At 72.9% G+C, this 24116-nt stretch carries 24 protein-coding genes; 14 read left to right on the forward strand and 10 right to left on the reverse strand.

Annotated elements, in window-relative coordinates:
• The first annotated feature begins 58 nt into the window (after positions 1-58).
• From G3T38_RS00970 to era, 10 genes are all read left to right on the forward strand, one after another.
• Entirely contained in the window at positions 59-1135 is a 1077-nt protein-coding gene (locus G3T38_RS00970) for a PhoH family protein (RefSeq protein WP_163770207.1), read from the forward strand.
• Positions 1132-1587, forward strand: a complete 456-nt coding sequence (gene ybeY / locus G3T38_RS00975) for an rRNA maturation RNase YbeY (protein WP_163770208.1) — start codon at positions 1132-1134, stop codon at positions 1585-1587. The genes G3T38_RS00970 and ybeY overlap by 4 nt, the downstream gene beginning before the upstream one ends.
• Before the next feature lie 14 nt (positions 1588-1601).
• The gene (locus tag G3T38_RS00980) at positions 1602-2894 is read left to right on the forward strand and encodes a hemolysin family protein (RefSeq protein WP_163770209.1); all 1293 of its coding nucleotides are present in this window, start codon (positions 1602-1604) and stop codon (positions 2892-2894) included.
• Complete coding sequence (locus tag G3T38_RS00985) at positions 2891-3253, forward strand: cytidine deaminase (RefSeq protein ID WP_163770210.1); 363 nt, start codon at positions 2891-2893, stop codon at positions 3251-3253. The genes G3T38_RS00980 and G3T38_RS00985 overlap by 4 nt, the downstream gene beginning before the upstream one ends.
• Position 3254: 1 nt before the next feature.
• Positions 3255-3923 (forward strand): DUF998 domain-containing protein, encoded by a 669-nt coding sequence (locus G3T38_RS00990; RefSeq protein WP_163770211.1) that lies wholly within the window; start codon positions 3255-3257, stop codon positions 3921-3923.
• 22 nt (positions 3924-3945) lie between these two features.
• Entirely contained in the window at positions 3946-7260 is a 3315-nt protein-coding gene (lysX, locus tag G3T38_RS00995; RefSeq protein ID WP_163770212.1) for a bifunctional lysylphosphatidylglycerol synthetase/lysine--tRNA ligase LysX, read from the forward strand.
• Between the two features lie 87 nt (positions 7261-7347).
• Complete coding sequence (locus G3T38_RS01000; RefSeq protein WP_338037377.1) at positions 7348-8751, forward strand: FAD-binding oxidoreductase; 1404 nt, start codon at positions 7348-7350, stop codon at positions 8749-8751.
• A complete protein-coding gene (locus G3T38_RS01005) occupies positions 8748-10037 on the forward strand; it encodes a class I SAM-dependent methyltransferase (RefSeq protein ID WP_338037378.1) in 1290 nt (429 codons plus the stop codon). The genes G3T38_RS01000 and G3T38_RS01005 overlap by 4 nt, the downstream gene beginning before the upstream one ends.
• A gap of 14 nt (positions 10038-10051) precedes the next feature.
• Positions 10052-10879, forward strand: coding sequence for an SIP domain-containing protein (locus G3T38_RS01010; RefSeq protein ID WP_163770213.1), 828 nt, complete (start codon positions 10052-10054; stop codon positions 10877-10879).
• Positions 10876-11811 carry a GTPase Era gene (gene era, locus G3T38_RS01015; protein WP_163770214.1) on the forward strand — a complete coding sequence of 312 codons (936 nt, stop codon included), beginning with the start codon at positions 10876-10878 and terminating at the stop codon, positions 11809-11811. The genes G3T38_RS01010 and era overlap by 4 nt, the downstream gene beginning before the upstream one ends.
• Before the next feature lie 13 nt (positions 11812-11824).
• Here era and G3T38_RS01020 read toward each other — a convergent pair whose 3' ends face one another.
• The 6 genes from G3T38_RS01020 to G3T38_RS01045 form a co-directional block, all read right to left on the reverse strand.
• Positions 11825-12700 (reverse strand): septum formation family protein, encoded by an 876-nt coding sequence (locus G3T38_RS01020; protein ID WP_338037379.1) that lies wholly within the window; start codon positions 12698-12700, stop codon positions 11825-11827.
• A complete protein-coding gene (locus G3T38_RS01025) occupies positions 12697-13512 on the reverse strand; it encodes a septum formation family protein (protein WP_163770215.1) in 816 nt (271 codons plus the stop codon). Before G3T38_RS01025 ends, G3T38_RS01020 begins: the two co-directional genes overlap by 4 nt.
• Before the next feature lie 26 nt (positions 13513-13538).
• The gene (locus G3T38_RS01030; protein WP_163770216.1) at positions 13539-14072 is read right to left on the reverse strand and encodes a flavodoxin family protein; all 534 of its coding nucleotides are present in this window, start codon (positions 14070-14072) and stop codon (positions 13539-13541) included.
• Positions 14073-14111: 39 nt separating this feature from the next.
• Complete coding sequence (locus G3T38_RS01035; RefSeq protein WP_163770217.1) at positions 14112-15620, reverse strand: HNH endonuclease signature motif containing protein; 1509 nt, start codon at positions 15618-15620, stop codon at positions 14112-14114.
• A gap of 175 nt (positions 15621-15795) precedes the next feature.
• A complete protein-coding gene (locus tag G3T38_RS01040; RefSeq protein WP_163770218.1) occupies positions 15796-15951 on the reverse strand; it encodes a hypothetical protein in 156 nt (51 codons plus the stop codon).
• A gap of 31 nt (positions 15952-15982) precedes the next feature.
• The gene (locus tag G3T38_RS01045; protein ID WP_163770219.1) at positions 15983-16318 is read right to left on the reverse strand and encodes a hypothetical protein; all 336 of its coding nucleotides are present in this window, start codon (positions 16316-16318) and stop codon (positions 15983-15985) included.
• Positions 16319-16501: 183 nt separating this feature from the next.
• Between G3T38_RS01045 and G3T38_RS01050 the strand changes: the two genes are divergently transcribed.
• Positions 16502-16717: a phage holin family protein gene (locus G3T38_RS01050; protein ID WP_163770220.1), complete on the forward strand. Its 216-nt coding sequence runs from the start codon at positions 16502-16504 to the stop codon at positions 16715-16717.
• A 158-nt stretch (positions 16718-16875) separates the two neighbouring features.
• Positions 16876-18579 carry a 2-isopropylmalate synthase gene (gene leuA, locus G3T38_RS01055; RefSeq protein WP_163770221.1) on the forward strand — a complete coding sequence of 568 codons (1704 nt, stop codon included), beginning with the start codon at positions 16876-16878 and terminating at the stop codon, positions 18577-18579.
• Here the strand turns inward: leuA and G3T38_RS01060 are convergent.
• Genes G3T38_RS01060 through G3T38_RS21280 form a run of 3 tightly spaced genes read right to left on the reverse strand, consistent with a single transcriptional unit; the run spans position 18566 to position 21964 of the window.
• A complete protein-coding gene (locus G3T38_RS01060) occupies positions 18566-19630 on the reverse strand; it encodes a phosphatase PAP2 family protein (RefSeq protein WP_163770222.1) in 1065 nt (354 codons plus the stop codon). The two genes, leuA and G3T38_RS01060, sit on opposite strands and share 14 nt — an antisense overlap.
• Positions 19630-21156, reverse strand: coding sequence for a hypothetical protein (locus G3T38_RS01065; RefSeq protein WP_163770223.1), 1527 nt, complete (start codon positions 21154-21156; stop codon positions 19630-19632). Before G3T38_RS01065 ends, G3T38_RS01060 begins: the two co-directional genes overlap by 1 nt.
• 49 nt (positions 21157-21205) lie before the next feature.
• Positions 21206-21964: an ion transporter gene (locus G3T38_RS21280; protein WP_163770224.1), complete on the reverse strand. Its 759-nt coding sequence runs from the start codon at positions 21962-21964 to the stop codon at positions 21206-21208.
• Between the two features lie 51 nt (positions 21965-22015).
• Between G3T38_RS21280 and recO the strand changes: the two genes are divergently transcribed.
• Positions 22016-22777, forward strand: a complete 762-nt coding sequence (gene recO / locus G3T38_RS21285; protein WP_163770225.1) for a DNA repair protein RecO — start codon at positions 22016-22018, stop codon at positions 22775-22777.
• Positions 22778-22780: 3 nt separating this feature from the next.
• On the opposite strand, the gene G3T38_RS21290 is transcribed toward recO, so the two are convergent.
• Positions 22781-23236 carry a MarR family transcriptional regulator gene (locus tag G3T38_RS21290; protein ID WP_163770226.1) on the reverse strand — a complete coding sequence of 152 codons (456 nt, stop codon included), beginning with the start codon at positions 23234-23236 and terminating at the stop codon, positions 22781-22783.
• Between the two features lie 62 nt (positions 23237-23298).
• Here G3T38_RS21290 and G3T38_RS01085 point away from each other — a divergent pair, with 62 nt between their 5' ends.
• On the forward strand, positions 23299-24099 hold the full coding sequence (locus G3T38_RS01085; RefSeq protein ID WP_163770227.1) for an isoprenyl transferase: 801 nt from the start codon (positions 23299-23301) through the stop codon (positions 24097-24099).
• Positions 24100-24116 lie beyond the last annotated feature (17 nt).

Below are 24116 nucleotides of genomic sequence, written 5' to 3' on the forward strand. Positions count from 1 at the left end.
CGGCGTACGATGGCGGAGTTCGTCTCCCGCACCGAAAGGCCGCCCGCACGGGCCTGGAATGACTGAATCGCAGAATGCCGTCCGGCACACCGTGACGGTGCCCACGAGCATCGACATGGTGAGTCTCCTCGGACCGGGTGACGAGCACCTGGCGACGCTGGAACAGGCCTTCGGGCTCCAGGTCCACGTGCGGGGCAACCGCATCACGCTCGAGGGCGAGCCGCCCGAGATCGCGTTGGCGGAACGACTCCTCGGCGAGCTGGTGACCCTGATCCGCACGGGTCAGGGCGTCTCGGGCGAGACCGTGGAGCGCGTCGTCGCGATGCTGCGGGCCGAGACCACCGAGCGCCCGGCCGACGTGCTGAGCCTCAACATCCTCTCCAACCGCGGCCGCACGATCCGCCCGAAGACGGTCAACCAGAAGAAGTACGTCGAGGCGATCGACCAGAACACCATCACGTTCGGCATCGGCCCGGCCGGCACGGGCAAGACCTACCTGGCCATGGCCAAGGCGGTGCAGGCCCTGCAGAGCAAGGACGTCACGCGCATCATCCTCACGCGTCCGGCGGTCGAGGCGGGGGAGCGCCTCGGCTACCTGCCCGGCACGCTGAGCGAGAAGATCGACCCCTACCTCCGGCCGCTCTACGACGCGCTGCACGACATGATGGATCCCGAGACGATCCCGAAGCTGATGGCCTCGGGCACGATCGAGGTCGCCCCGCTCGCGTTCATGCGCGGCCGCACGCTCAACGACGCGTTCATCGTGCTCGACGAGGCGCAGAACACGACGCCGGAGCAGATGAAGATGTTCCTCACCCGGCTCGGCTTCGGGTCCAAGATCGTCGTCACGGGTGACACCAGCCAGACCGACCTGCCCAACGGGCAGTCCTCGGGCCTGCGCGTGGTGGAGAGCATCCTGCAGGACGTCGACGACGTCTCCTTCAACCGTCTGACCAGCGGCGACGTGGTGCGGCACCGCCTGGTGGCCAAGATCGTGGCGGCCTACGACACCTACGACTCCGACCGGACCGAGCGGGGCGACCGCTCCGACCGCTCCGAGCGGGCCGACGGGCCGCGCGGGGCGGCCCCGCGGCGTACCGGCCGGCCGCAGGCGCAGGGAGGGCGACCCTCGTGACCATCGAGATCATCGACGAGTCCGACACCGACCTCGTCGACGGCGAGCGCACGGTGCGGCTCGCCCGGTTCGTCATGGACGCGATGCGCGTGCACCCCGAGGCCGAGCTGTGCATCAAGCTCGTCGACGAGCCGACCATCGCCGAGCTCAACGAGCAGTGGATGGGCAAGGAGGGGCCGACCGACGTCCTGTCGTTCCCCATGGACGAGCTGCGTCCCGGCCTGCTCGACGAGGAGCCCGAGGAGGGCGTGCTCGGCGACCTCGTGCTCAGCCCGACCGTCGCGGCCCGCCAGGGCGAGACCGCCGGCCACGGCGCGCTCGCCGAGATCGAGCTGCTGACGGTGCACGGCATCCTCCACCTGCTGGGCTACGACCACGCCGAGCCGGAGGAGCACAAGGAGATGTTCGGGCTGCAGGACGACCTGCTGGCCCGGTGGCGTGCCACCACCTGAGAGCATCGTCGTCCATGGATGACGTCTGGGTGGTCGTGGCCGCCGCGGGCCTGGTCGTCGTGGCCGGTCTGCTCGCGGCAGCCGACACGGCCCTGTCGGTCTTCTCCCGCGCCCGCGCCGAGGAGCTGCGCGCGGAGGGGCGCGGGGGTGCGCGCTACCTCCTGCGCGTGCTCGACGACCCGCCCCGCTACCTGAACTCGCTGATCCTGCTCCGCCTGTTCGCGGAGGTGTTCGCGATCGTGCTGGTGACGCTCCGCGTCGACGAGGCCGTGCAGAGCTTCTGGGGCAGCATCCTGCTCACCGTCGCCGGCATGCTCGTGGTGTCGTTCGTCGTGATCGGCGTCGCGCCGCGCACGCTGGGCCGCCAGCACCCGGAGGTCGTCGCCCTCAGCTCGGCGCTGCCCGTCTGGCTCCTGACGCGGCTCCTGGGCCCGCTGCCCCGGCTCCTCATCCTGGTCGGCAACGCCATCACCCCGGGCAAGGGCTTCCGCGAGGGGCCCTTCTCGACGGAGACGGAGCTCCGCGAGCTCGTCGACCTGGCCGAGGCGAGCGCCGTCATCGAGTCCGGCGAGCGCAAGATGCTCCACTCGGTCTTCGAGTTCGGTGACACCATCACCCGCGAGGTGATGGTGCCGCGACCCGACGTGGTGTTCCTCGAGCGGCACCGCAACCTGCGGCAGGCCATGTCGCTCTTCCTCCGCTCGGGCTACTCGCGCGTGCCGGTCGTGGGGGAGAACCTCGACGAGGTGCTCGGGTTCGCCTACCTGAAGGACCTCGCCCGGCTCGACTTCGAGGACCGGGAGGGTGGCGCCGACATCACCGAGCGCATCGAGGACCACATGCGCCCCGCGCACTTCGTGCCCGACTCCAAGCCGGTGGCGGCGCTCCTCGCCGAGATGCAGGCGATGCGGCAGCACATCGCCGTCGTCGTCGACGAGTACGGCGGGACCGCGGGCATCGTCACCATCGAGGACGTGCTGGAGGAGCTGGTCGGGGAGATCACCGACGAGTACGACGACGAGGTCGACGTCGAGCGGGTCGACGACGCGTCGTACAGGGTCTCCTCCCGCTTCCCCATCGACCACCTCGACGACCTGTTCGAGGGCTACGACATCGAGGAGGAGGACGTCGACTCCGTCGGCGGCCTCATGGCCAAGCACCTGGGCCTCGTGCCCATCCCCGGTTCCACGGTCGAGGCCCACGGCCTCGGCTTCCGCGCCGAGGGCACGAAGGGCCGGCGCAACCAGGTCAGCACCGTCCTCGTGACGCGGCTGGCCGACGACGACGAGGACGAGGAGCGCGCGTGACCACCGAGCAGGGACAGCAGGCGACCCCGGGGGCCGAGGACCGCAAGCTGGTGACGCTGGCGCGGGCGACGCGGGCGCGGGCGCGGTCCGCCGAGGGGGCGGCGGTGCGCGACCAGGACGGCCGCACGTACGCCGCGGCGACCGTCGCGCTGCCGTCCTTGCGGGTCAGCGCGCTCGGCGTCTGCGTCGCGATGGCCATCGCCTCCGGCGCCCGGTCCCTCGAGGCGGCCGTCGTGCTGGGGGACGCCGACGCGGTCGACGACGGCGACCTCGCCGTCGTGCGGGACTTCTCGGGCACCGGGGTGCCCGTGCACCTCGCGGACCCCCGCGGCACGCTGCGCGGCACCACGGTCTCCTGAGGTGAGGCGCCGCGTCGCCGCCGCGACCGGCGTCGTGGCGGCGCTGCTCTACGCCAACTTCCTGCTGGCGTGGTCGAACGGCCCGCGCGGCACCTGGCTCGACGTGGTCAGCGACCTCGAGGCCGTCGGTGAGCCCGACGCCTACCTCCTGCGGATCACCGACCTCGTCTGTGTCGTGCTGGTGCTGGCGCTGCTGCCCGCGGCGCGCTCGCGGCTGCGACCGGGCTGGGCGCGGGAGGCGTCGACGTGGCTGACCGTGCTCTTCTGCGCCGGTGCGGCGCTCGCGGCCGTCGTGCCGAAGCCGGGCGACGGTCCCGGGGCGTCGACGGCGCCGGGGCCGGGTCCCTCGACGCTGGTCCACGACAGCGCGAGCATCCTCAGCGACTCCGCGCTGTTCCTCGGGGTGGCGGCCGCCTGGGTCGCCCTCGATCCCCGGGCCTGGCCCCGGTTGCGACGCGTCGCGGTGGTGGTGCTCCTGGGGGGCGGGATCGGCGCTAGCCTCGCCTTCGCCTGGTTCGACCGGACGGGTGAGCCGTGGTGGGCGGCAGGGGTCACCCAGCGGATCCACATCGTGTCCATCAGCGTCTGGATGGTCGCCCTGGGGGTCCTGGCCGCCGGGCGCCGCACCGGTCCCGGGGCGGAGCATGAGACGGAGGAGGCAGGGGCGTGAGCCGCACGGGGGAGGTTGGGGCGTGAGCCGCACGGGGGAGCTGACCGCGACGCCGGAGGACGTCTGGCCGGGGCGCTACGCGTCGGCCACCTGGGTGCTGGCCACGGTGGTGCTGGTCGTGACGGTCGTCAAGCCGTGGCACCAGTACTTCCTGCAGACGGTCGACCCGATCTCGCTCGCGACGATCGCGATCGTGCCGAGCTTCGTCTACGCCTCGCTGCTGGCGGTGCTCGCCGTGGCGCTGCGGCGCCGGCTGCGTGCGGCGTGGTGGCTCCTGGTGCTCTGGTGGCTCGTGGTGCCGCAGGTGGACCGGATCCTGCTGCTGGCGTCCGGCGAGAGCGTCGGGCCGGCCGCCGCCGGGCTCGTGCTGTCCTCCCTGCTGCTGGTGGGTGCGCTGCGCACGCGGCGCTACTTCGTCGCCCGGCGGGTGCCGGGGAGCCTGCCGCTCGCGGCGGCGATCCTCGGGACCGGGGCGGTGCTGTGCGCCGTCGTCGGCGCCCACCTCGTCGAGCGGTTCGGGCGCGCGGAGAGCAGCCCGGCCGCCCTCGAGTACGTCGTGGGTCGCCTCCTCCTCGACATCGGCAGCGTGCCCCTCGGGACCGACGCGACCGCACCGTGGTGGGTGCGGGCCACGATCGGGGTGCTCGGCAGCATCGCGGTGCTCGGCGCGGCGATCGCACTGTTCCGCGCGCCCGCCGACCACCGCGTGCTCGACGTCGAGGACGAGGCCCGGGTGCGTCACCTGCTGCGGGAGCACGGCGAGGAGGACTCGCTCGGCTACTTCGCGACGCGTCGGGACAAGTCCGTCGTCTGGGACGCCGACGCAGCCGCCGACGCGCGGGCGGGGGTGTCCTACCGCGTGATCGGGGGCGTCAGCCTCGCGAGCGGCAACCCCGTCGGCGACCCGCGGCGCTGGCCCGAGGCGGTCCGTCGCTGGCTGGCCGAGGCGCGGCTCCACGGCTGGACGCCGGCGGTCATGGGCGCGGGCACGACCGGGGCGCAGACCTATGCCGCGGCCGGGCTGAAGATGATCGACCTCGGCGACGAGGCGATCCTCGACCTCACGTCGTTCACCCTGACCGGGCCGTCGATGCGCTCGGTGCGCCAGTCCGTGAGCCGGCTGCAGCGGCGGGGCTACGTCGTCCAGGTGGCGCGGCACGGCGACCTGGAGCCCGGCCTGCTGGCCGAGCTGCGCGCCGCGGCCGGCCGGTGGCGGGGCGACGGCGGCAGCGAGCGCGGGTTCTCGATGGCGCTCGGTCGCCTCGAGGACCCGCTCGACGAGCACTGCGTGCTCCTCACCGCCCGCGACGGCGACGGGCGCGTGCGCGGCTTCCTCAGCCTGGTGCCGTGGGGACGGGCGGGCGTCTCGCTCGACCTCATGCGGCGCGACCCGAGCGCCGACAACGGCATCGTCGAGCTGATGGTGGCGACCCTCGCGGAGCAGGCCCGGGGGCTCGGCGTCCGCGAGGTCTCCCTGAACTTCGCGATGTTCCGCGAGGCCTTCGAGCGCGGCGCCGAGATGGGGGCCGGCCCCGTGCTGCTCCTCTGGCACCGGATCCTCGTGATCGCCAGCCGCACGTGGCAGCTGGAGTCGCTCTACCGCTCCAACGCCAAGTACCACCCCGCGTGGCGCCCCCGGTTCCTCGGCTTCGAGATGGTCTCGGACCTGCCCCGCGTCGGCACGGCCGTGGGACGGGCGGAGGGGTTCCTCGAGGCGCCGTCGCCCCGGCGCCTGCTCGCCCGGCTGACGGGCGCGGCTCCCGACGACGCGCTCGACAGCGGGACCGAGGCGCACGCCGCGGCCGTGCGGGCGCTGATGCCGGCCCCGTGCGACCCCCTCGCCGAGGCGCTCGACGTCGCCCGGCTGCCCGAGCAGGTGCGGGTGCGGCGCGCGAAGCTCGACCGGCTGGTCGCCGCGGGGGTGGACCCGTACCCGGTCGCGGTGCCGAGCACCCACACGCTCGCCGAGGTGCGTGCCGCGCACGCCGGCATCCCGCGGGGAGCCCGCACGGGGTGCCGGGTCAGCGTGACGGGTCGCGTGCTGCTCCGACGCGACCACGGCGGACTGGGGTTCCTGACGCTCCACGCGGGCGGGGCCGAGCTCCAGGCGATGGTCGAGACCGGCCGCCTCGACCCGACGAGCGCCCTCGTCTGGGACCTGCTCGACCTCGCCGACCACGTGGCGGTCACGGGCGAGGTGGTGCGCACCGACGCGGGGGAGCTGAGCGTCGCGGCGACCCGGCTCGTGCTGGCGTCGAAGGCGCTGCGTCCGTTGCCGGACAAGCACCGCGGCCTCACCGATCCCGAGGCGCGGGTGCGCCAGCGCTACGTCGACCTGGTCGTGCGGCCGGACGCCCGGACCGCGGCGTACCAGCGTGCCACGGTGGTGCGCAGCGTGCGCGACTCGCTGCACGCCCGCGGCTTCACCGAGGTGGAGACCCCGGTGCTGCAGACGGTGCACGGCGGCGCGAACGCGCGGCCGTTCACGACCCACATCAACGCCTACGACCTCGACCTGTCGCTGCGCATCGCCACCGAGCTGCACCTGAAGCGGCTCGTGGTCGGCGGGATGGAGCAGGTCTTCGAGATCGGCCGGCAGTTCCGCAACGAGGGCGCCGACGCGACCCACAACCCGGAGTTCACGTCGCTGGAGGTCTACCAGGCGTACGCCGACCACGACGCCATGCGCCGGCTCACGCAGGAGCTCGTGCGCGAGGCGGCCGTGGCGGTCCACGGCGAGCCGGTGCTGCGCGCCCGGGACGCGGCGGGTCGCGTGGTCGAGCACGACGTGGCGGGGGACTGGCCGGTCGTGCCGATCTGCACGGCGGTCTCGCAGGCCCTGGGGGAGGAGGTCGATGTCGACACCCCGGTCGAGGTCCTCCTGCGGCACGCCGAGCGGCACGGGCTCGACCCCGACGGGCCGCGGGTGTGGGGCGTCCTGGTGGAGGAGCTCTACGGCAAGCTCTGCGAGCGGGTGACCACCGCGCCCGTGTTCTACACGGAGTTCCCGGCGGCCGGGGCACCGCTCGCGCGGGCGCACCGGCGTGACCCGCGGTTGGCGGAGAAGTGGGACCTGGTGGTCAACGGTGCGGAGCAGGCGACGGCGTACTCCGAGCTCACCGACCCGGTCCTGCAGCGGCGCCGGCTGCTCGAGCAGTCCCTGCTCGCGGCGTCCGGGGACCCCGAGGCGATGGTCGTCGACGAGGACTTCCTGCGGGCGCTCGAGCACGGGATGCCCCCGACCGGCGGCATGGGGCTGGGCATCGACCGGCTGGTGATGAACATCGTCGGCGGCAGCATCCGCGACACCATCCTGTTCCCGCTCGTGAAGCCGTGACGGCTCCCGGCGACTTGATTGCACTGCGCAACTTCGTGAGACCAAAGTCGCTACCCGGCGGGGCCTGTTCGCACTAGCCTCGACCAGGTGGAGACCGTCGGAGCCGCAGCGCACGAGGCCGCGACGAGGGCGTTGCTCGCGTCGTACGCCGCCATCCCGCCCGGAGAGCCCGTCCGCCTGGCCAAGCGCACGTCGAACCTGTTCCGCCCGCGGGCGGCGACCACGACCCCGGGTCTCGACGTCAGCGGCCTCGGGGGCGTGATCGCGGTCGACGGGCAGGCGCGCACGGCCGACGTGCAGGGGATGTGCACCTACGAGGACCTCGTGGCGGTCACCCTCCGCCACGGGTTGATCCCGTTCGTGGTGCCCCAGCTGCGCACCATCACGCTCGGTGGCGCGGTCACGGGCCTCGGCATCGAGTCGACGTCGTTCCGCAACGGGCTGCCGCACGAGAGCGTGCTCGAGATGGACGTGCTCACCGGCGCCGGCGAGATCGTCACCGCGACCGCCACCAACGAGCACCGGGACCTCTTCGACGCGTTCCCGAACTCCTACGGCTCGCTCGGCTACGCCACCCGGCTGCGCATCGAGCTCGATCCGGTGCCGGCGTACGCCGCGCTCCGTCACGTCCGGTTCCCCGACGCCGCCGCGCTCACGGAGGCGGTCGCCGCGATCAGCGTCGCGGGGGAGTGGGACGGCGAGCGCGTCGACGGGCTCGACGGCACGGCCTTCTCGCCCGAGGAGCTCTACCTGACGCTGGCGCGGTGGACCGACGCGCCGGAGACGGCCCGCGCGGGGGACCGCCCCTCGACGTACGTCGACGACATCTACTACCGCTCCATCCAGCAGCGGGAGACCGACCTGATGACGGTCGAGGACTACCTGTGGCGCTGGGACACCGACTGGTTCTGGTGCTCCGGCGCGTTCGGGCTGCAGAACCCGCGGATCCGGCGCCTCTGGCCGCGGTCGAAGCGGCGCTCGGACGTCTACCACCGGCTGGTGGGCCTCGACACGCGGTTCGGCATCATCGCGAAGCTCGACCGGCTCAAGAAGCTGCCGCAGCGCGAGCGGGTGGTGCAGGACATCGAGGTCCCCGTGGAGCGGCTGCCGGAGTTCCTGGAGTGGTTCGACCGCGAGGTCGGGATGCGGCCCGTGTGGCTGTGCCCGCTGCGGCTGCGGGAGCCCGACGGCCCGGGATCGGCGCGCACGTGGGGCACCTACCCGTTGGAGCCCGGGCGCACCTACGTGAACGTCGGCTTCTGGGGCACGGTCGCGGTCGGGCCGGAGGCGCCGGACGCCCCGGTGAACCGGGCCATCGAGCAGCGGGTGCACGAGCTCGAGGGCCACAAGTCCCTGTACTCCGAGGCGTTCTACGACGAGGCCACCTTCGACGCGCTCTACGAGGGCGGCAACCTCGCCCGCGTGAAGAAGGCCTACGACCCCGAGGACCGGTTGTCCTCCCTCTACGAGAAGGCGGTGCGCAGGAAGTGAGCACGACCAACAGCGGCTCGATCACCATCGGCGAGGCGATCAGCACGCTGATGAAGCACGGGATGCCGGTGCGCTTCACGGCGTACGACGGGTCCTCCGCAGGTCCCGAGGACTCGGACGTGCACCTGCACCTGGCCAACGAGCGCGGGTTGTCGTACCTGCTGACGGCCCCCGGCGACCTCGGCATGGCGCGGGCCTACGTCATGGGCGACCTCCAGATCTCGGGCATCCACCCGGGGAACCCGTACGACGGCCTCACCCTCCTGCTCAGCAACCTGTCGTTCCGGCGGCCGAGCGCGGGCGAGGCGATCCGGCTGCTCCGCGGGCTGGGGCTGCAGCACCTCAAGCCGCCGCCGGTGCCGCCGCAGGAGCACCTGCCGCGCTGGCGGCGCGCCGTCGAGGGCCTGCGGCACTCGCTCACCCGCGACGCCGAGGTGATCCACCACCACTACGACGTCTCGAACCGGTTCTACGAGCTCGTGCTCGGCCCGTCGATGGCCTACACGTGCGCGGTGTTCGAGACGGAGGACGCGACGCTCGAGGAGGCCCAGGCCGCGAAGTTCGACCTCGTCGCCCGCAAGCTCGACCTGCAGCCCGGCCAGCGTCTGCTCGACGTGGGCTGCGGCTGGGGCGGCATGGTCATGCACGCCGCGAAGGAGTACGGGGTCAAGGCGCTCGGCGTGACCCTGAGCCTGCAGCAGGCGCAGTGGGCGAAGGAGGCGATCGACGCCGCCGGGCTGTCCGACCTCGCCGAGGTCCGGCACCTCGACTACCGGGAGGTCGTCGACAGCGACTTCGACGCGGTCAGCTCGATCGGCCTGACCGAGCACATCGGCGTGCGCAACTACCCGGCGTACTTCGCCTCCCTGCGCGACCGGCTCAAGCCGGAGGGGCGCCTGCTCAACCACTCGATCACGCGGGCGCACAACCTGCCGGTGCGCACGGGAGCGTTCATCGACCGCTACGTCTTCCCGGACGGCGAGCTGACCGGGTCGGGGCGCATCGTGATGGACGCCCAGGACGCCGGCCTCGAGGTGCAGCACACGGAGAACTTCCGCACCCACTACGCGCGGACGCTGCGGGGGTGGTCGGAGAACCTGGAGCGCAACTGGGACGAGGCCGTCGCCGAGGTCGGCGAGGGCACGGCCAAGGTGTGGGGGATCTACATGACGGGCTCGCGGATCGCGTTCGAGCGCAACGAGATCCAGCTCCACCAGGTGCTGGCGACGCGCACCGACGAGCAGGGGAACAGCGGCTACCCGCTGCGCCACACCTTCGGCGTCTGACCTACCGTTGGCCGGTGAGCACCCGGGCCGAGCAGCACACCGCCGTCGTCGCGTCGCGGGAGCAGCTCACGCCGCACCTGGTGCGCCTCGTGCTCGCCGGCCCGGGCCTGGAGCGCTTCCGCTCGACCGGCGTGCCCGACGAGTGGGTGGGGCTCATCGTGCCGGGCCAGTTCCAGAGCCGCTACTACACGGTGCGCTCGTGGGACCCGGCCGCACGTGACGGCGCCGGGGAGCTCGTCCTCGACGTCGTCGTCCACGAGGTCGGTCTCGTCACCGAGTGGGCCCGCCGCGACTGCGTCGGCGAGACGGTGACGATCACGGACCCGAAGGCCTCGTTCCTGCCCGCGCCCGACGCGGCGTGGCTGCTGCTCGTCGGTGACCTCACCGCGATGCCGGCGATGGCCCGCTGCGTCGAGGAGGTGCGCCGCACGCGGCCCGGTCTGCCGGTGCGGGTGTGGGCGGAGGTGCCGGACGACCCGGCGCTGCTCGGGTCCTACCTGCCCGCGGGCACCGACGTGACCTGGTCCGCGCCGCCCGCCGAGGGCGAGAGCGCGCTCGCGGACATCGTCGAGGGCATCGCCTGGCCCGAGGGCGACGGATACTTCTGGATGGCGGGCGAGTCCGCGCAGATGCGCGCCATCCGCAAGCACCTCATGCGGGTCGTGAAGCTGCCGAGCACGGCGTACGACGTGATGGGCTACTGGCGGGGCGGCGGCCAGAAGCGGCAGCCCCGTGCGGTCGACCCCGGCCCGATCTACCGGGCCGGGAAGGCCGCAGGCAAGACCGACGACCAGATCTGGGCGGACTACGACGCCGCCCGGGAGCAGGAGGAGAGCCGATGAGCGCACCGGATGGCGACGGGAGCTTCCGTTCGGGCTTCGCCTGCTTCGTCGGCCGGCCCAACGCGGGCAAGTCGACGCTGACCAACGCGCTGGTCGGCACGAAGGTCGCGATCACCAGCTCGCGCCCGCAGACGACGCGCACGGTGGTGCGCGGCATCGTGCACCGGCCGGACGGTCAGCTCGTGCTCGTCGACACCCCGGGCCTCCACCGGCCGCGCACGCTGCTCGGCGAGCGGCTCAACGACCTGGTGCTGTCCACCTGGTCGGAGGTCGACGTCGTCGCCGTCTGCTTCCCGGCGGACGAGCGGATCGGCCCCGGCGACCGGTTCATCGTCAACGAGCTGACCAAGGTGCGCCGCACGATCAAGGTCGCGGTCGCCACCAAGACCGACCTCGTGACGCCCGAGCGGCTGGCTGAGCACCTGCTCGCCATCGCCGAGCTGGGCCGGGCGACCGACACCGAGTGGGCCGAGATCGTCCCGGTGTCCGCCACGGGCGGCGAGCAGGTCGACCTGCTCGCGGACCTCCTGCTCGCGCTGCTCCCCGAGGGCCCGGCGCTCTACCCCGACGGCGAGCTCACCGACACGCCGGAGGAGGCGATCGTCGCCGACCTGGTGCGGGAGGCCGCGCTCGAGGGCGTCCGCGACGAGCTGCCGCACTCCATCGCGGTCGTGGTCGAGGAGATGCGGCTGCGTCCCGACCGCCCGGAGGACAAGCCCCTCCTCGACGTGCACGCCAACGTCTTCGTCGAGCGTGAGTCGCAGAAGGGCATCATCATCGGTCACAAGGGCTCGCGGCTCCGGGAGATCGGCAGCGCCGCCCGCGGCCAGATCGAGGCCATGCTCGGCACGCCGGTCTACCTCGACCTGCGCGTCAAGGTCGCCAAGGACTGGCAGCGCGACCCGCGCCAGCTGCGTCGCCTGGGTTTCTGACGGGGGGTCTCCCTCAGGCGGGGGCCCAGCAGAGGCCGTACGTCTGGCCGGCGTCCCACTGCTCCTGGGTGGGCCACTCGTAGCCCCACTCGTAGTCGAGCACGTCCGACGCCAGCTCGCCTGCGGCGGACTGGCACTGCGCGGAGCCCGCGGACGACGCCGCGTCCTCGCCCGGGTACGACGAGCCCAGGTCCACGACGTCGATCGCACGCCACGAGTGCTCAAGTCCGCAGGCGATGCGGCGGAAGCCGTCCGCGCCGGGGGCGGCCGTGCCGCACAGGCCGAGGCTGGTGAGCCCGTCGCCGGCCAGCGCGCCCTCCATCGTGGGCGGCAGGGTGCCGAGGGTCGCGTCGTCGACGACCGCGATCACGTCGCAGCGGTACCAGTCCTCGCCCGCGTCCGACGCCTCGATCGACGGTGAGAACCACACGGGCCGCAGCACCGAGAGACGGAGCGCGTCGGTGTCACCACCGACGTACTCCGCCAGCGACGACCGGCAGGTCTCGCCGAGCCCGGCCTGGACGGCGGGATCGTCGACCGCGAGGAGGTGGCCGTCGGCGTACGTCGCGAGCTGGCCCACGGCGTACGTCTGCGCCGTGTGGTCGGCGGCGCAGTCCACGGCCTCGTTCGTGACCGTGGGGGCGAGCGCCTCCTCGAAACCGAGGTCGTAGCAGGCGCCCGGTGCCGGGCGCTCCGCCGGCGCGGCCGTCGTGGGCTTCGCCGTCGGGGTGGCGCTGGTGGAGGGGTCGTCGGCGGCCCCGTCGTCGCTGCCGTCGCTGCCGCCGGTGCAGCCGGCGAGCGCGGCCGCCATCGCGGCGGAGACGGCCAGCACGGTGGTCGCCGCGCGGGTCGGGCGGCCGGTCGGGCGGGGGCTCGGGCGGCGGGTCACTGGTCGGTCCTCGCCCAGCAGATCGTGCGCCGGTTGCCCGCGTCCCACTGGCCCTCGCCGAACCACGTGTAGCCGTAGTCGTAGTCGAGGGGGTAGCCCAGCCACGCACTCACCGACTCGGAGCAGTAGTCGCGGCTGCGGGCGGCGACGACCTCGTCGCCGGGGTACTCGTCCTCCGCGGTGCCGACCTGCACCGTCGTGACGGCGCGCCACGTGTGCGGCTCGGAGCACGCGACCCGCGGTGCGGTGTCGACGTCCGCGCCGTCGGCGCAGGTCATCCAGTCGTCGTTTGCCGGCAGACCCGTCAGCAGGCCCTCGGCGGTCTCGGGCAGCTCGTCGTAGGACTCCGAGGCCTCGCCGCCACCGACGATGTCGCAGCGGTACCAACGAGCGCCCTCCTCCCACGCCTGCTCGGAGGGGCGGAACCAGGCCCACGTGACGCGGGCGCGCATCACCGTGCTCTCGTCGGCGCCGAGGAACTGGGAGAACGCGTCGCTGCACGTGCGGTAGGCCCACGCGCCCAGCTCGCGGCTGTCCCAGGCGGCGTCGTCGAACTCGTCGGGGAGGTTGCCGATCTTGTACGTCTGGGCGGTGTGCGGCTCGGTGCAGTCGACCGTGCGGGTCGCGTTGCTCGGCAGGGAGACGTCGTCCGGGGTGAGGTCGCGGCAGGCGCCCAGCTGAGGTGTCTCCACCGCGTCGACCTGGTCGGGGTCCGCGTCGGAGCCCTGGTCGCCGTTGCCCGAGCACGCCGTCAGCACGAGGCCCAGCGCGATCCCGACGACGCTCGCTGCCCGGCGGTGGGTCAGGGGCACGTGCGGGACTCCTCGGGTGTCGGGCGTCAGGTGATGGTCAGCGCGGCGATCGTACCGCCCAGCTCGTAGGCCGCCGCCTCGTCACGCCCGTCCACCTCGCCGAGCACGCTGAGCACGTCGGCTGACTGCCGCCACGGGAGTGCGCCGGCGATCGACAGCACCGAGCGCACGGCGCCCTCGGTGTCGTAGCGACCGTGCACGTAGAGGCCGAACGGAACGCGGCGGCCGGAGCCGGTGTCGGCCGTGGCGTCGGTCGTGGATCCGGTGCCGGTCGTGGTGCCGGCGCCCGCGGTCCCGCCGTCGTCGAGTGATCCTCCGATCTCGAGGAACGTGCTGTCGAAGAAGTGCTTGAGTGCTCCGCTCATGTAACCGAAGTTCGCGCTGGTGCCGAGCACGATCCCGTCGGCGCCGAGGACGTCGGCGGCGGTCGCCTCCAGCGCGGACACCGCGCGCACCGTGACGCCCTCCAACGCGTCGTCGCGCGCGCCGGCGAGGACCGCGTCGGTGAGCGCCCGCACCGAGCGCGTGGGGGAGTGGTGGACGACGAGCAGCGTGGACATGCGTCGAACCTAGCCTCGGCGGACCGTCCAGCGGTCCGGTCACTCGCGGCGGGTGAAGCGGAGCTTGCCGGTGCCGAGCCTCTCGGTGAGGTAGAGCGGGTCGTGGATCTGGTGGTGGTGCTGGTCGCAGAGGAGGCAGCCGTCGCGGGTGTTGGTGTGGCCGCCGTTGGCCCATGCGGTGAGGTGGTGGGCGTGGGTCTGGTGGGGTGGTCGGTTGCAGCCCTCGGCGATGCAGCCGCCGTCGCGGAGGGCCATGGCGAGGCGCATGGCCCGGGTGTGGAAGCGGGTGGTGCGGCCGAGGTCGAGGACCTCGCTGTGGGTGCCGAGGACGGCGGGGATGATCCCTGCTTCGCACGCGAGGCGTCGGGCTTCGCTGGCGCTGATCGTGGTGCCGGTGTCGAGGGACGCTGAGGCGAGGCCCCCGCGGAGTGATTCGAGGGTCATGGTGACGACGACGGTCGCGCCCATGCCGCCGGTGGCGGGGAGGTCTTTGTGGTCGAGCATCTCCAGGAGCTGTTGGAAGGCCCGTCCGTAGCGTTCGGGTGTGGGCCGTCCGGCGACGAACCGCTGCTCGGGGTCGTCGTTGGTGTTGAGGTGCTTCGGTGCGGCGTAGGCGTCGAGGGCCTTGCGGAGCATCGCGCCGTGCAGCTCGGGCAGGACGAAGCGGCCCCACACACGTCCCAGGCCGTCGGAGACCATCGACAACCGCGACGTGGCTCGGGCCTCGCGTTCTTCGCGTTCGAGGAGGGCTGCGTCGTGGGCTTCGCCGATATCGGGTGCGATGACGGTGAGGATCTTCTTCCCGAGCGCTCGTAGAGCGCGGGCGTCGTGGTCGGCGGCGTACCCGACCAGCGTCTCCTCCGCCTGCAGCCGCAGCTGGTCCGGTAGCTCGTCGGGTAGCGCGTCGAGGGCCTTGACGATGACGTCGGCCTGCTCGAGGTCCACGACGCCGGTCAGGCAGCCGGGGCCGAGGTGGGTCCGGTACCGCCCCGTGTCCTCGCCGACGGCGGCCCCGACGCGAGCGAACCGGTAGGCATCGCGACGCGTCGCAGCGGTCGCGTTCGCCAGCCACACTGCCGCGGTAGAGGCACCGTTCTCCCGGTACAGCTCGACCTCCTCGGCGTGCTGCACCAACACCGCCACCAGCGCCGAGGCCCGTGCCACGAGCCGGTGCGCGTCGACGAGCGCGATACCGGTCTGCGGGGCGCTCAACCATCCGATGCCGGTACGCCCGTCGGCGTCCAGCACCGCCGTGGCCACCCGGATCGCCTCCAGCATCGGATGCCCCACGTCGATCCCACCCGCACCAGAGCCGACGCCCGGCACCACCCACCCAGGCTCCGGCTCCGCGATGGGCTCAGCCGCGTCGTACTGACCCTCGCGACTGACGATCCGGCAGCCGCGCGTCGCCTGCTCAGGCCACTCCCCGGTCGCGAACGCGTGCTCCAACCAGTCCGGCACCGGCACCTCGACCAGGAAATCCGCGGGAGGCTCCGGCACCGGTGGCTCGAAGCCATCGGCGTCACCAGAAGAGCTGACCCCCGTCATAGCCACCACTCAACCCGGACCCACTGACAGTTCTGAGCAACACCGGACACGGCGACATACCGGCTGTGGAGAACCACCGCGACCAGCGTTCACAAGCCCCAGCTTGACGTCCCCGCCGCGTCGTACAAGACAACTCGACGCGCCCCGCCGCGTCGTACATGACAACTCGGCGCGCTCAGGTGCGGAACTCGCTGGTGGACACGATGGCCTCCTGCCGCTCAGGCTCGCCGCGCGCGAGGAGCGCCGAGATGACGCCGTAGCAGAGACCGGCGATCGGGCTGCCGGCCGCGAACGTCGTCCAGAGCGTGATTCCCAGCAGATCGGGCGCCACCGGTGGCGCCGACGCTCCCACCGCGGCCCGCTCACGATCGCCAGCTCTCGGGCAGCTGGGTCGGGTCCTCCCACGGGAACGGCACGCCCCGGCCCCGCGTCGAGTCGGTCAGGGGGATCAGGCGCTCGCCGACCATCATCCCGAAGGTCCAGGTCATCCCCCCGATGAACAGGTACGACGACAGCGGCGCCCCGACCCACAGCAGCACCGCGACGATCGCGACCGCCAGCCCGACCGCCCAACCGGCCATCAGCCATCCCGTCCGTCGGTCCGCCCAGCGCTTCCGGTGGGGGCCCGCCGCCCACGCCTGCCCCCGCGCCGTGAAGAACTGGAAGATCGTCAGCGCCCAGAGCAGCAGGAAGCCCAACGCTGGCGACCACCTGGTCCGCCCGCGTCAGCCAGTCGTTGAACCAGAGCCCCAGGACGACGAACGGGAAGAAGACCGCGAAGGGCCACCGGATGATCCTGACCCAGGGGTCGAGCTCTGCCTCCGCCACGGACCCGCCGTACCCGATCCACCCCCGCGCAAACGGCCGCCTACCCTCGCCCCATGAGCCGCTTCACCGACGTCGTCGTCGGGGTCGTGCTCGTCCTGGTGATGGTCGCCCTCGCCCTCCGCGCCGCCTCCGCGGGCGGCTGGTGGTGGGCCGTCGTACCCGTCGCGGGGGTCGTGGCGCTGGCGGGCGGGTACGGCGCGGTCCGGGCCCTGCGGCGAACCGGTGCCCCCGGCCCCTCCCGACCCGAGCGGTCCCGCGACCGGTGGTAGAGTCACCGACCGTCATGATGATGCGCCAGCTTCTCCTTCGCTGCCGCAGCGAGGTCTGACCCGCTCCCACAGGGAGACGCGGACGCCGGACCCCCTCGCTGCGGAGATCGTGCTGCGCCCGGCTCGCACCGCCCCACGACGCGACAGCGAGGACCCTCATGACCATCATCCCCAGCCAGCAGCCCAGCGGCATGCCGGTGCACCGTTACCGTGCGTTCGAGCCCGTGACGGTGCCCGACCGCACGTGGCCCGACCAGAAGATCACCCGGGCGCCCCGGTGGCTGTCCACCGACCTGCGTGACGGCAACCAGGCCCTCATCGACCCGATGACCCCGGCGCGGAAGCGGTCGATGTTCGACCTGCTGGTCCGCATGGGCTTCAAGGAGATCGAGGTCGGGTTCCCGGCGGCCAGCCAGACCGACTTCGACTTCGTGCGCCAGCTGATCGAGGAGGACCTGGTCCCCGACGACGTGCGCATCTCGGTGCTGACGCAGGCCCGCGAGGACCTGATCGAGCGCACCGTCTCCTCCCTGGTCGGCGCGGACAAGGCGACCGTCCACCTCTACAACGCCACGGCCCCGCTGTTCCGGCGCGTCGTGTTCGGCGTCAGCGAGGCCGAGTGCATCGCCATCGCGACGCGCGGCACCGAGTGGGTCATGAAGCACGCGGAGTCGCTGCTGGACGGCACCGACTTCGGCTACCAGTACTCGCCCGAGATCTTCACGCAGACGCCCACGGACTACGCCCTGGAGGTCTGCGAGCGCGTCTCCGACGTCTGGCAGCCCGAGGCCGGCCGCGAGATCATCCTCAACCTGCCGGCGACCGTCGAGATGTCGACGCCCAACACCTACGCGGACCAGATCGAGTACTTCATCCGCAACCTGTCGCGCCGCGAGCACTCCGCGATCAGCCTGCACCCGCACAACGACCGCGGCACCGCCGTGGCGGCCTCCGAGCTGGGCGTCATGGCCGGCGCCGACCGTGTCGAGGGCTGCCTGTTCGGCCACGGCGAGCGCACCGGCAACGTCGACCTGGTGACGCTGGGGATGAACCTGTTCAGCCAGGGCATCGACCCGATGATCGACTTCTCCGACATCGACGAGGTGCGCCGCACGGTCGAGTACTGCACGCAGCTGCCCGTCCACCCGCGCCACCCCTACGCGGGCGACCTGGTCTACACGGCCTTCTCCGGCTCCCACCAGGACGCGATCAAGAAGGGCCTGGAGGACCTGGAGCGCCAGGCCGAGGCGGCCGGCAAGCCGGTGGGGGAGATGCCGTGGGAGGCGCCGTACCTGCCGATCGACCCGAAGGACGTCGGCCGCAGCTACGAGGCGGTCATCCGCGTCAACAGCCAGTCCGGCAAGGGCGGCGTGGCCTACATCCTCAAGGCCGAGCACAAGCTGGACCTGCCGCGCCGCGCGCAGATCGAGTTCAGCCGCGTCATCCAGGAGCGCACCGACGCCGAGGGCGGCGAGGTCACCCCGGAGGTCATCTGGGAGATCTTCTCGGGCGAGTACCTCCACCGCACGTCGCCGCTGCAGCTGAACTCGGTGCACTCCTCGTCGACCTCCGGCGACCAGGACGTCCTCACGGTGGACGTCTACGTCGAGGACGAGCAGCGCACGATCGAGGGTCGCGGCAACGGGCCGATCGCGGCGTTCGTCGACGCGGTCAACAGCCTCGGGCACGACGTGCGCGTCCTGGACTACGCCGAGCACGCGCTCTCCTCCGGCGGTGACGCGCAGGCCGCGGCGTACGTCGAGTGCGCGGTCGGCGGTCAGGTGCTGTGGGGCGTCGGGATCGACCCCAACATCGTGCGCGCCTCCATGAAGGCGATCGTCTCCGCGGTCAACCGCGCCTGACGACCCGCTCGTCCGCGGTCCCCGCCCCGCCCACCGGGTGCGGCGGGGACCCGGGGGACTCGGGCGACCCGGGGGACTCGGAGGATTCCGCCGTCGGCGCTGCCTGCGACAGCAGGGAGCCCGAGCGGGTCGTCACCGGGTGCCGCGCGAAGTAGCGCCGCTCCCACACGGTCACCCCGACGTGCACGGCGAGCGCGACCGCCCAGCCCGCGATCGCGTCGATCACGTAGTGCTCCCCGTAGTAGACGAGCGCGAACGCCATCGTCAGGGGGTAGACGAGCAGCACCCAGCGCCACGCCCGCCCCCTCAGGCGGCTGATCGCGTAGATCGTCACCAGCATCGCGACGCCGGCGTGCAGCGACGGCATGGCCGCGACGGGGTTCCCGACGGCCGCGAGGGCGTGGTGGAAGCCGCCGAGCCCGATGTCGCGCCACCCGCGGCCGGTGAGCCGCGCCACCGGGTCGAGGTACCCCTCCTGCGCCGCCAGCCACGGCGGGGCCATCGGGTAGAAGACGTAGACGACGAGGCCGGCGACGTTGATCGCGACGTACCGGGTCAGCCAGCTGATCCACTCGCGGCGGTTGCGCAGGTAGAGCACGAGCGCCAGGCCCAGCCCCAGGACGAAGTGGGTGTTGTAGACGCTCGTGAAGAGCAGGTCGAACCACCGCGGGTCGCTGGCGGACTGGCACGGGTCGCCGCACAGGCGGTCCTGGAGCACCTCGGTGGGCAGGTGGCCGCCGAACATCCAGCGGTCCACCTCGATCGGCATCACCCAGTGCACGGGCATGCCGATGAGCTCGTCGGAGAGGCCGCGGCTGTACATGTAGAGCACCAGCGCCGCGAACGCCGGCCACCAGTCCTTGAAGAACTGGGCGTGCTGGCGCCAGGGGTGCCCGGCGTACCACGCGACGCTCGCCAGCCAGAGGATCGCGAACATCACGAACGGGTCCTTGGGCATGCCCGCCTCGACGACCCAGACGACGAGGGCGATGCCGTACACCGTCAGGGCAGCCGGCCGCCACCAGCGGGGGATGGCGGCGGGCGCGATCATCAGCAGGCCTCGGGGGCGGGGAGGGTGCGCTCGGCGTCGTCGCGGAGCCAGATCGTGCGGCCGCAGACCGTGCCCGCCTCCCGGTAGTGCTCGTGCACGGCGTCGGAGAACGTGTCCGTGCGCACCGCCCAGGTGGCGAAGCCGTCCTTGCCCCACTGCACGACCCACGTCGGCCGCTCGGGGCTCTCGACGAGGGCGGTCAGGTCGGCGAGGTCGGGGTCGAGCACGCGGACGGGCAGGCTCCACAGGTGCTCGTACGGCGCGGTGAGGCCCGAGTCGAGCACGACGTTGGGCTGCCCGTACGCCACGACGATGGTGTCGCCCGGCTCGGAGGCCTCGCGGACGAACGCCCCCGTGGCCTCGGCGGGACCGTCGTCGATCGGGTGGGAGAGCTCGTCGGAGAGCGTCACGACGGTGGCGATCGGGAGCCACGCTGCCACGAGGACGACCGCCGCCCGGCGCACGACGCCCGGGGCGCGCCCGGGGCCGGGTGCACCGTCGGGTGTCCCGACGAGCCAGGCTGCCGTGAGCGCCGCGGCCGGGATGAGCTGCGCCAGGTAGTGCAGCCAGTAGCTGCCGCCGAGGAGGGCGACCGCGGAACCGGCGAGGAGCGTCGCCAGCGTCGCGACGACGACCGGGTCCCGTCGGTGGCGGACGCCGAGGGCGAGGGCGACCAGCGTGAGCAGGGCGAGCCCGCTGACGAGCCAGGCCAGCACCATCTCGCGCAGCCGGTCCGTCGTCGCCGAGGACGCCGACTCCCGGATGACCTCGCCCGCGTCGGCCCGGAACGTGACGACCGCGTGGAAGAGCCCGACGGGGTCCGTGCCGCGCGTCGCACCCCAGGCCACGAGCAGCACGGCGAGCGCCAGGGCGCCGCCGACGGCGGCGAGGAGGAGCGTGAGCGCCTGCCGGCGCCGTTCGGGACGCGTCAGCGCGAGCACCGCGAGCGCCACCGTGCCGAAGACGAACCCGTCGACGCTGGACTGCTTCACCCCGAAGGCCGCGGCGCTCGCGGCGCCGGCGCCGAGCGCCAGCAGGTGCGGTCGGCGCGCGCCGTCGCGCAGCATCAGCACGGTCAGCACCATCGCCCCGGCGACGAACGGCGAGGCGAGCAGCTCGCCGTTGACGCGCACCACGCCCAGCCAGGGGGCGGCGCTCAGCAGGGCCGCGGTGGCGGCGGCCGCCACGGCCGCGCGGTGGCCGCGGGCCGCGTACGCCGCGAACCCGACCAGCAGGACGACCGCCGCCACCGCGAGGCAGCCCACGATGCGCAGCCAGGTGATGGAGGGGACGAGCCAGAAGATCGTGACGAGGAGCGGGGGTCGGTCGACCCAGTAGTCGCCGTAGAGCGACGTGCCGTCCCGCCACTGCTGACCGATGATGAAGAAGCCGGACTCGTCCGGGCCGGGCGGGACGGTGAGGAACGGCAGCCGCAGGGCGACACCGAGCAGCGCGAGCGCGACCACCACGAGTGTCGTGCGGCGCCCGTTCACGCCCGTGTCGCCGAGCCCCCGTGCTGCGTTCACGCGGGACATACTCCCCGACGACCACCCGTCGGTGGGGGATCGGGTCGGCTCAGGTGTGGCGCTCGTGGTCCCGCGCCTCGACGGCCGCCCGGATCTGGTCGGTGTTCTCCTCGATGATGCCGGTCACCATCGCGTCGGTGCGGGGGTCGGCGAGCACCTCGAAGATGATCCGGAACGTCGTGTCGGCCACGAGGTCGACGACGTCGTCGTGGAAGGGCACGTAGCGCAGCCGGCTCGTCACCGGGTCCTGCTTGACCTTCTCGAGGATCGTCGCCTTCAGCTCGTCCTCGCGCTCCCCGACGGCCCGCGCGATGTTGGCGGTGTAGTGGCCCGTCTTCAGCACGGCGATCACCTCGTCGACCACGGCGACGGTCAGCGGACGCTTCACGATCCGCACGATCGTGTCGATGAAGTGCTCGAGGATGGCGGCGGTGATGCGGTCGCCCAGCGCCCGGTCGGTGGCGCGCCCCAGCCGGGCGAGGATGACGACGACCCGGACGAGCCGGAACGCGCGCAGCTCCGGGTGGGCGAGCGGGATCATGCCGAGCACCTCGTACCAGTAGCGGAACGGGTACCTCCAGCCGCCGCGGTCGCGGTACCACCGGATGCCGAACTCGATCGCGAAGATGCCGCAGATGGCCGTGTCGATGCGGAAGACCCACATCTCGGTGCTGTCGTCGACGTCCCAGATCGTCACCCACAGGAGCAGGACCACGGAGACGACCGCGAGGAGCAGCATCGCCCACTCGACGAAGCGCCGCGGGGGCTTGGTGGGGTAGGCGCTCAGCGGCGGCGTGGGCGACGACATGGCACCAGTGTCCTGCACGGTCCACGGGGCCCGGCGAGGCACAATGGTCGGGTGCCCCTCTACCGCGACGAGGCCGTCGTGCTCCGCACCCACAAGCTGGGCGAGGCCGACCGGATCGTCACCCTCCTGACCCGCCACCACGGCCGGGTCCGTGCGGTGGCGCGGGGCGTGCGACGCACGACCTCGCGGTGGGGCTCGCGCCTCGAGCCGTTCACCCACGTCGACCTCCAGCTGGCCGACGGCCGCAACCTCGACACCATCACGCAGGCGGAGACGCTGACGCCGTTCGGCGCCGGCATGGGCACGGACTACGACCGCTACACGGCCGGCACGGTGATGCTGGAGACGGCCGAGCGGTTCGTCGTCGAGGAGAAGGAGCCGGCCGTGCAGCAGTTCCTGCTGCTCGTCGGCGGCCTCCGGGCGATGGCGACGGGCCAGCGGGCGCCCGGGCACGTGCTCGACTCCTACCTGCTGCGCTCGCTCGCCGTGGCCGGCTACGCGCCGACGTTCGAGCACTGCGCCGGCTGCGGCATCGAGGGTCCCCACCGGTACTTCAGCAACGCCTCCGGCGGCGTGCTGTGCGTGACCTGCCGGATCCCGGGCTGCGCGACGCCGGCGCCCGCGACCCTCCTGCTCCTCGGGGCGCTGCTCACGGGCGACTGGCCCGAGGTCGAGCGCCTGACCACCACGGAGCCGCGCTGCGAGCGGGAGGCCAGCGGGCTGGTCGCGGCGTACCTCTCCTGGCACCTCGAGCGCGACCTGCGGTCCCTGCCGTACGTCGAGCGCGGGCGCCCGCGCCGCGTGCAGGTCTGAGCCTCACTCCACCCAGCGGTCGACGGCGGCGTTGAACCGCTGGAGCGACCGGGCCAGCTCGTCCCGCTCGTCGGCGGACCAGTCGGCCATCATCTGCTCCAGCATCGCGCGCCGGTGCTCCCGCGCCTGCCGGATCGCGGTCTCGCCCTCGGGGGTCAGCGCGAGCAGGGCGGCGCGGCCGTCGTCGGGGTCGGGCCGCTTCTCCGCGAGGCCGAGGCGCACCGCGGCCTGGGCCTGGCGGGTGACCGTCGAGGGGTTGAGGTGGTACGTCGCGGCGATCGCCCCCAGCCGCATCGGCCCGGTGTCGTCGAGCAGGCACAGGATGCCGTACGTCGACCGGTCGAGCTCCGTGTCCCCGTGCGAGGTCTCCACGTGGACCGAGTTGGTGCGCCGGTAGAGCGTGAGCAGCTGCTGCTCGATCACCCGTTGGGTCGAGGGAGCCTGGTCCTCGGTCGTCACGTCACCTCCGTCGTGCCCGGGCGGCCCCGGCGTCGTCCGGGGTCAGCATAGGCTGCACCCCCGTGAGCCGCCCCGTCCGACCGTCCGTCCGACCGACCGCGCGACCGCCCGTCCGGGCGCCCCGGCCGCACCCCTCGGGCGCCCGTCCGCCCGTCATCCCGGCGGAGCTGGTGCCCCACCACGTCGCCGTGGTGATGGACGGCAACGGCCGGTGGGCGCAGGAGCGCGGGCTGCCGCGCACGGCCGGCCACGAGGCGGGGGAGTCCTCGCTGTTCGACGTCGTCGAGGGCGCCATCGAGATCGGCGTGAAGGCGATCTCGGCGTACGCCTTCTCGACGGAGAACTGGTCGCGCTCGGCCGACGAGGTGCGCTTCCTCATGGGCTTCAACCGCGACGTCATCCGACGGCGGCGCGACGAGATGCACGAGCTGGGGGTGCGGGTGCGCTGGGCGGGCCGGGCGCCGCGCCTGTGGCGCTCGGTCATCAAGGAGCTGCAGGTCGCCGAGGAGCTGACCCGCGACAACGACGTGCTGACCCTGACGATGTGCGTCAACTACGGCGGCCGGGCCGAGCTCGCCGACGCTGCCCGCTCCATCGCGCAGGAGGTCGCCGCCGGGCGCCTGAGGGCCGACAAGGTCGACGAGCGCACCCTGGCGCGCCACCTCTACGTGCCCGAGCTGCCCGACGCCGACCTCGTGTGGCGCAGCTCGGGGGAGCAGCGGCTCTCCAACTTCGTGCTGTGGCAGGCGGCGTACGCCGAGATGGTGTTCACCGACGTGCTGTGGCCCGACGTCGACCGGCGGCACCTGTGGGAGGCCATCGAGGTCTACGCGCGGCGCGACCGCCGCTTCGGCAGCGCCTGAGCCCGCGCCGTACGCCT

Source organism: Nocardioides zeae, assembly GCF_010686755.1.
In the GTDB taxonomy this organism is placed as follows: Bacteria; Actinomycetota; Actinomycetes; order Propionibacteriales; family Nocardioidaceae; genus Nocardioides; species Nocardioides zeae.

Coding starts and splice junctions, on each gene's coding strand:
- G3T38_RS00980 (WP_163770209.1), top strand. CDS start 1,602: ATGGATGACGTCTGGGTGGTCGTGGCCGCCGCGGGCCTGGTCGTCGTG.
- G3T38_RS01030 (WP_163770216.1), bottom strand. CDS start 14,072: ATGTCCACGCTGCTCGTCGTCCACCACTCCCCCACGCGCTCGGTGCGG.
- G3T38_RS01035 (WP_163770217.1), bottom strand. CDS start 15,620: ATGACGGGGGTCAGCTCTTCTGGTGACGCCGATGGCTTCGAGCCACCG.
- leuA (WP_163770221.1), top strand. CDS start 16,876: ATGACCATCATCCCCAGCCAGCAGCCCAGCGGCATGCCGGTGCACCGT.
- G3T38_RS01060 (WP_163770222.1), bottom strand. CDS start 19,630: ATGATCGCGCCCGCCGCCATCCCCCGCTGGTGGCGGCCGGCTGCCCTG.
- G3T38_RS01050 (WP_163770220.1), top strand. CDS start 16,502: ATGAGCCGCTTCACCGACGTCGTCGTCGGGGTCGTGCTCGTCCTGGTG.
- era (WP_163770214.1), top strand. CDS start 10,876: ATGAGCGCACCGGATGGCGACGGGAGCTTCCGTTCGGGCTTCGCCTGC.
- G3T38_RS21280 (WP_163770224.1), bottom strand. CDS start 21,964: ATGTCGTCGCCCACGCCGCCGCTGAGCGCCTACCCCACCAAGCCCCCG.
- G3T38_RS00970 (WP_163770207.1), top strand. CDS start 59: ATGACTGAATCGCAGAATGCCGTCCGGCACACCGTGACGGTGCCCACG.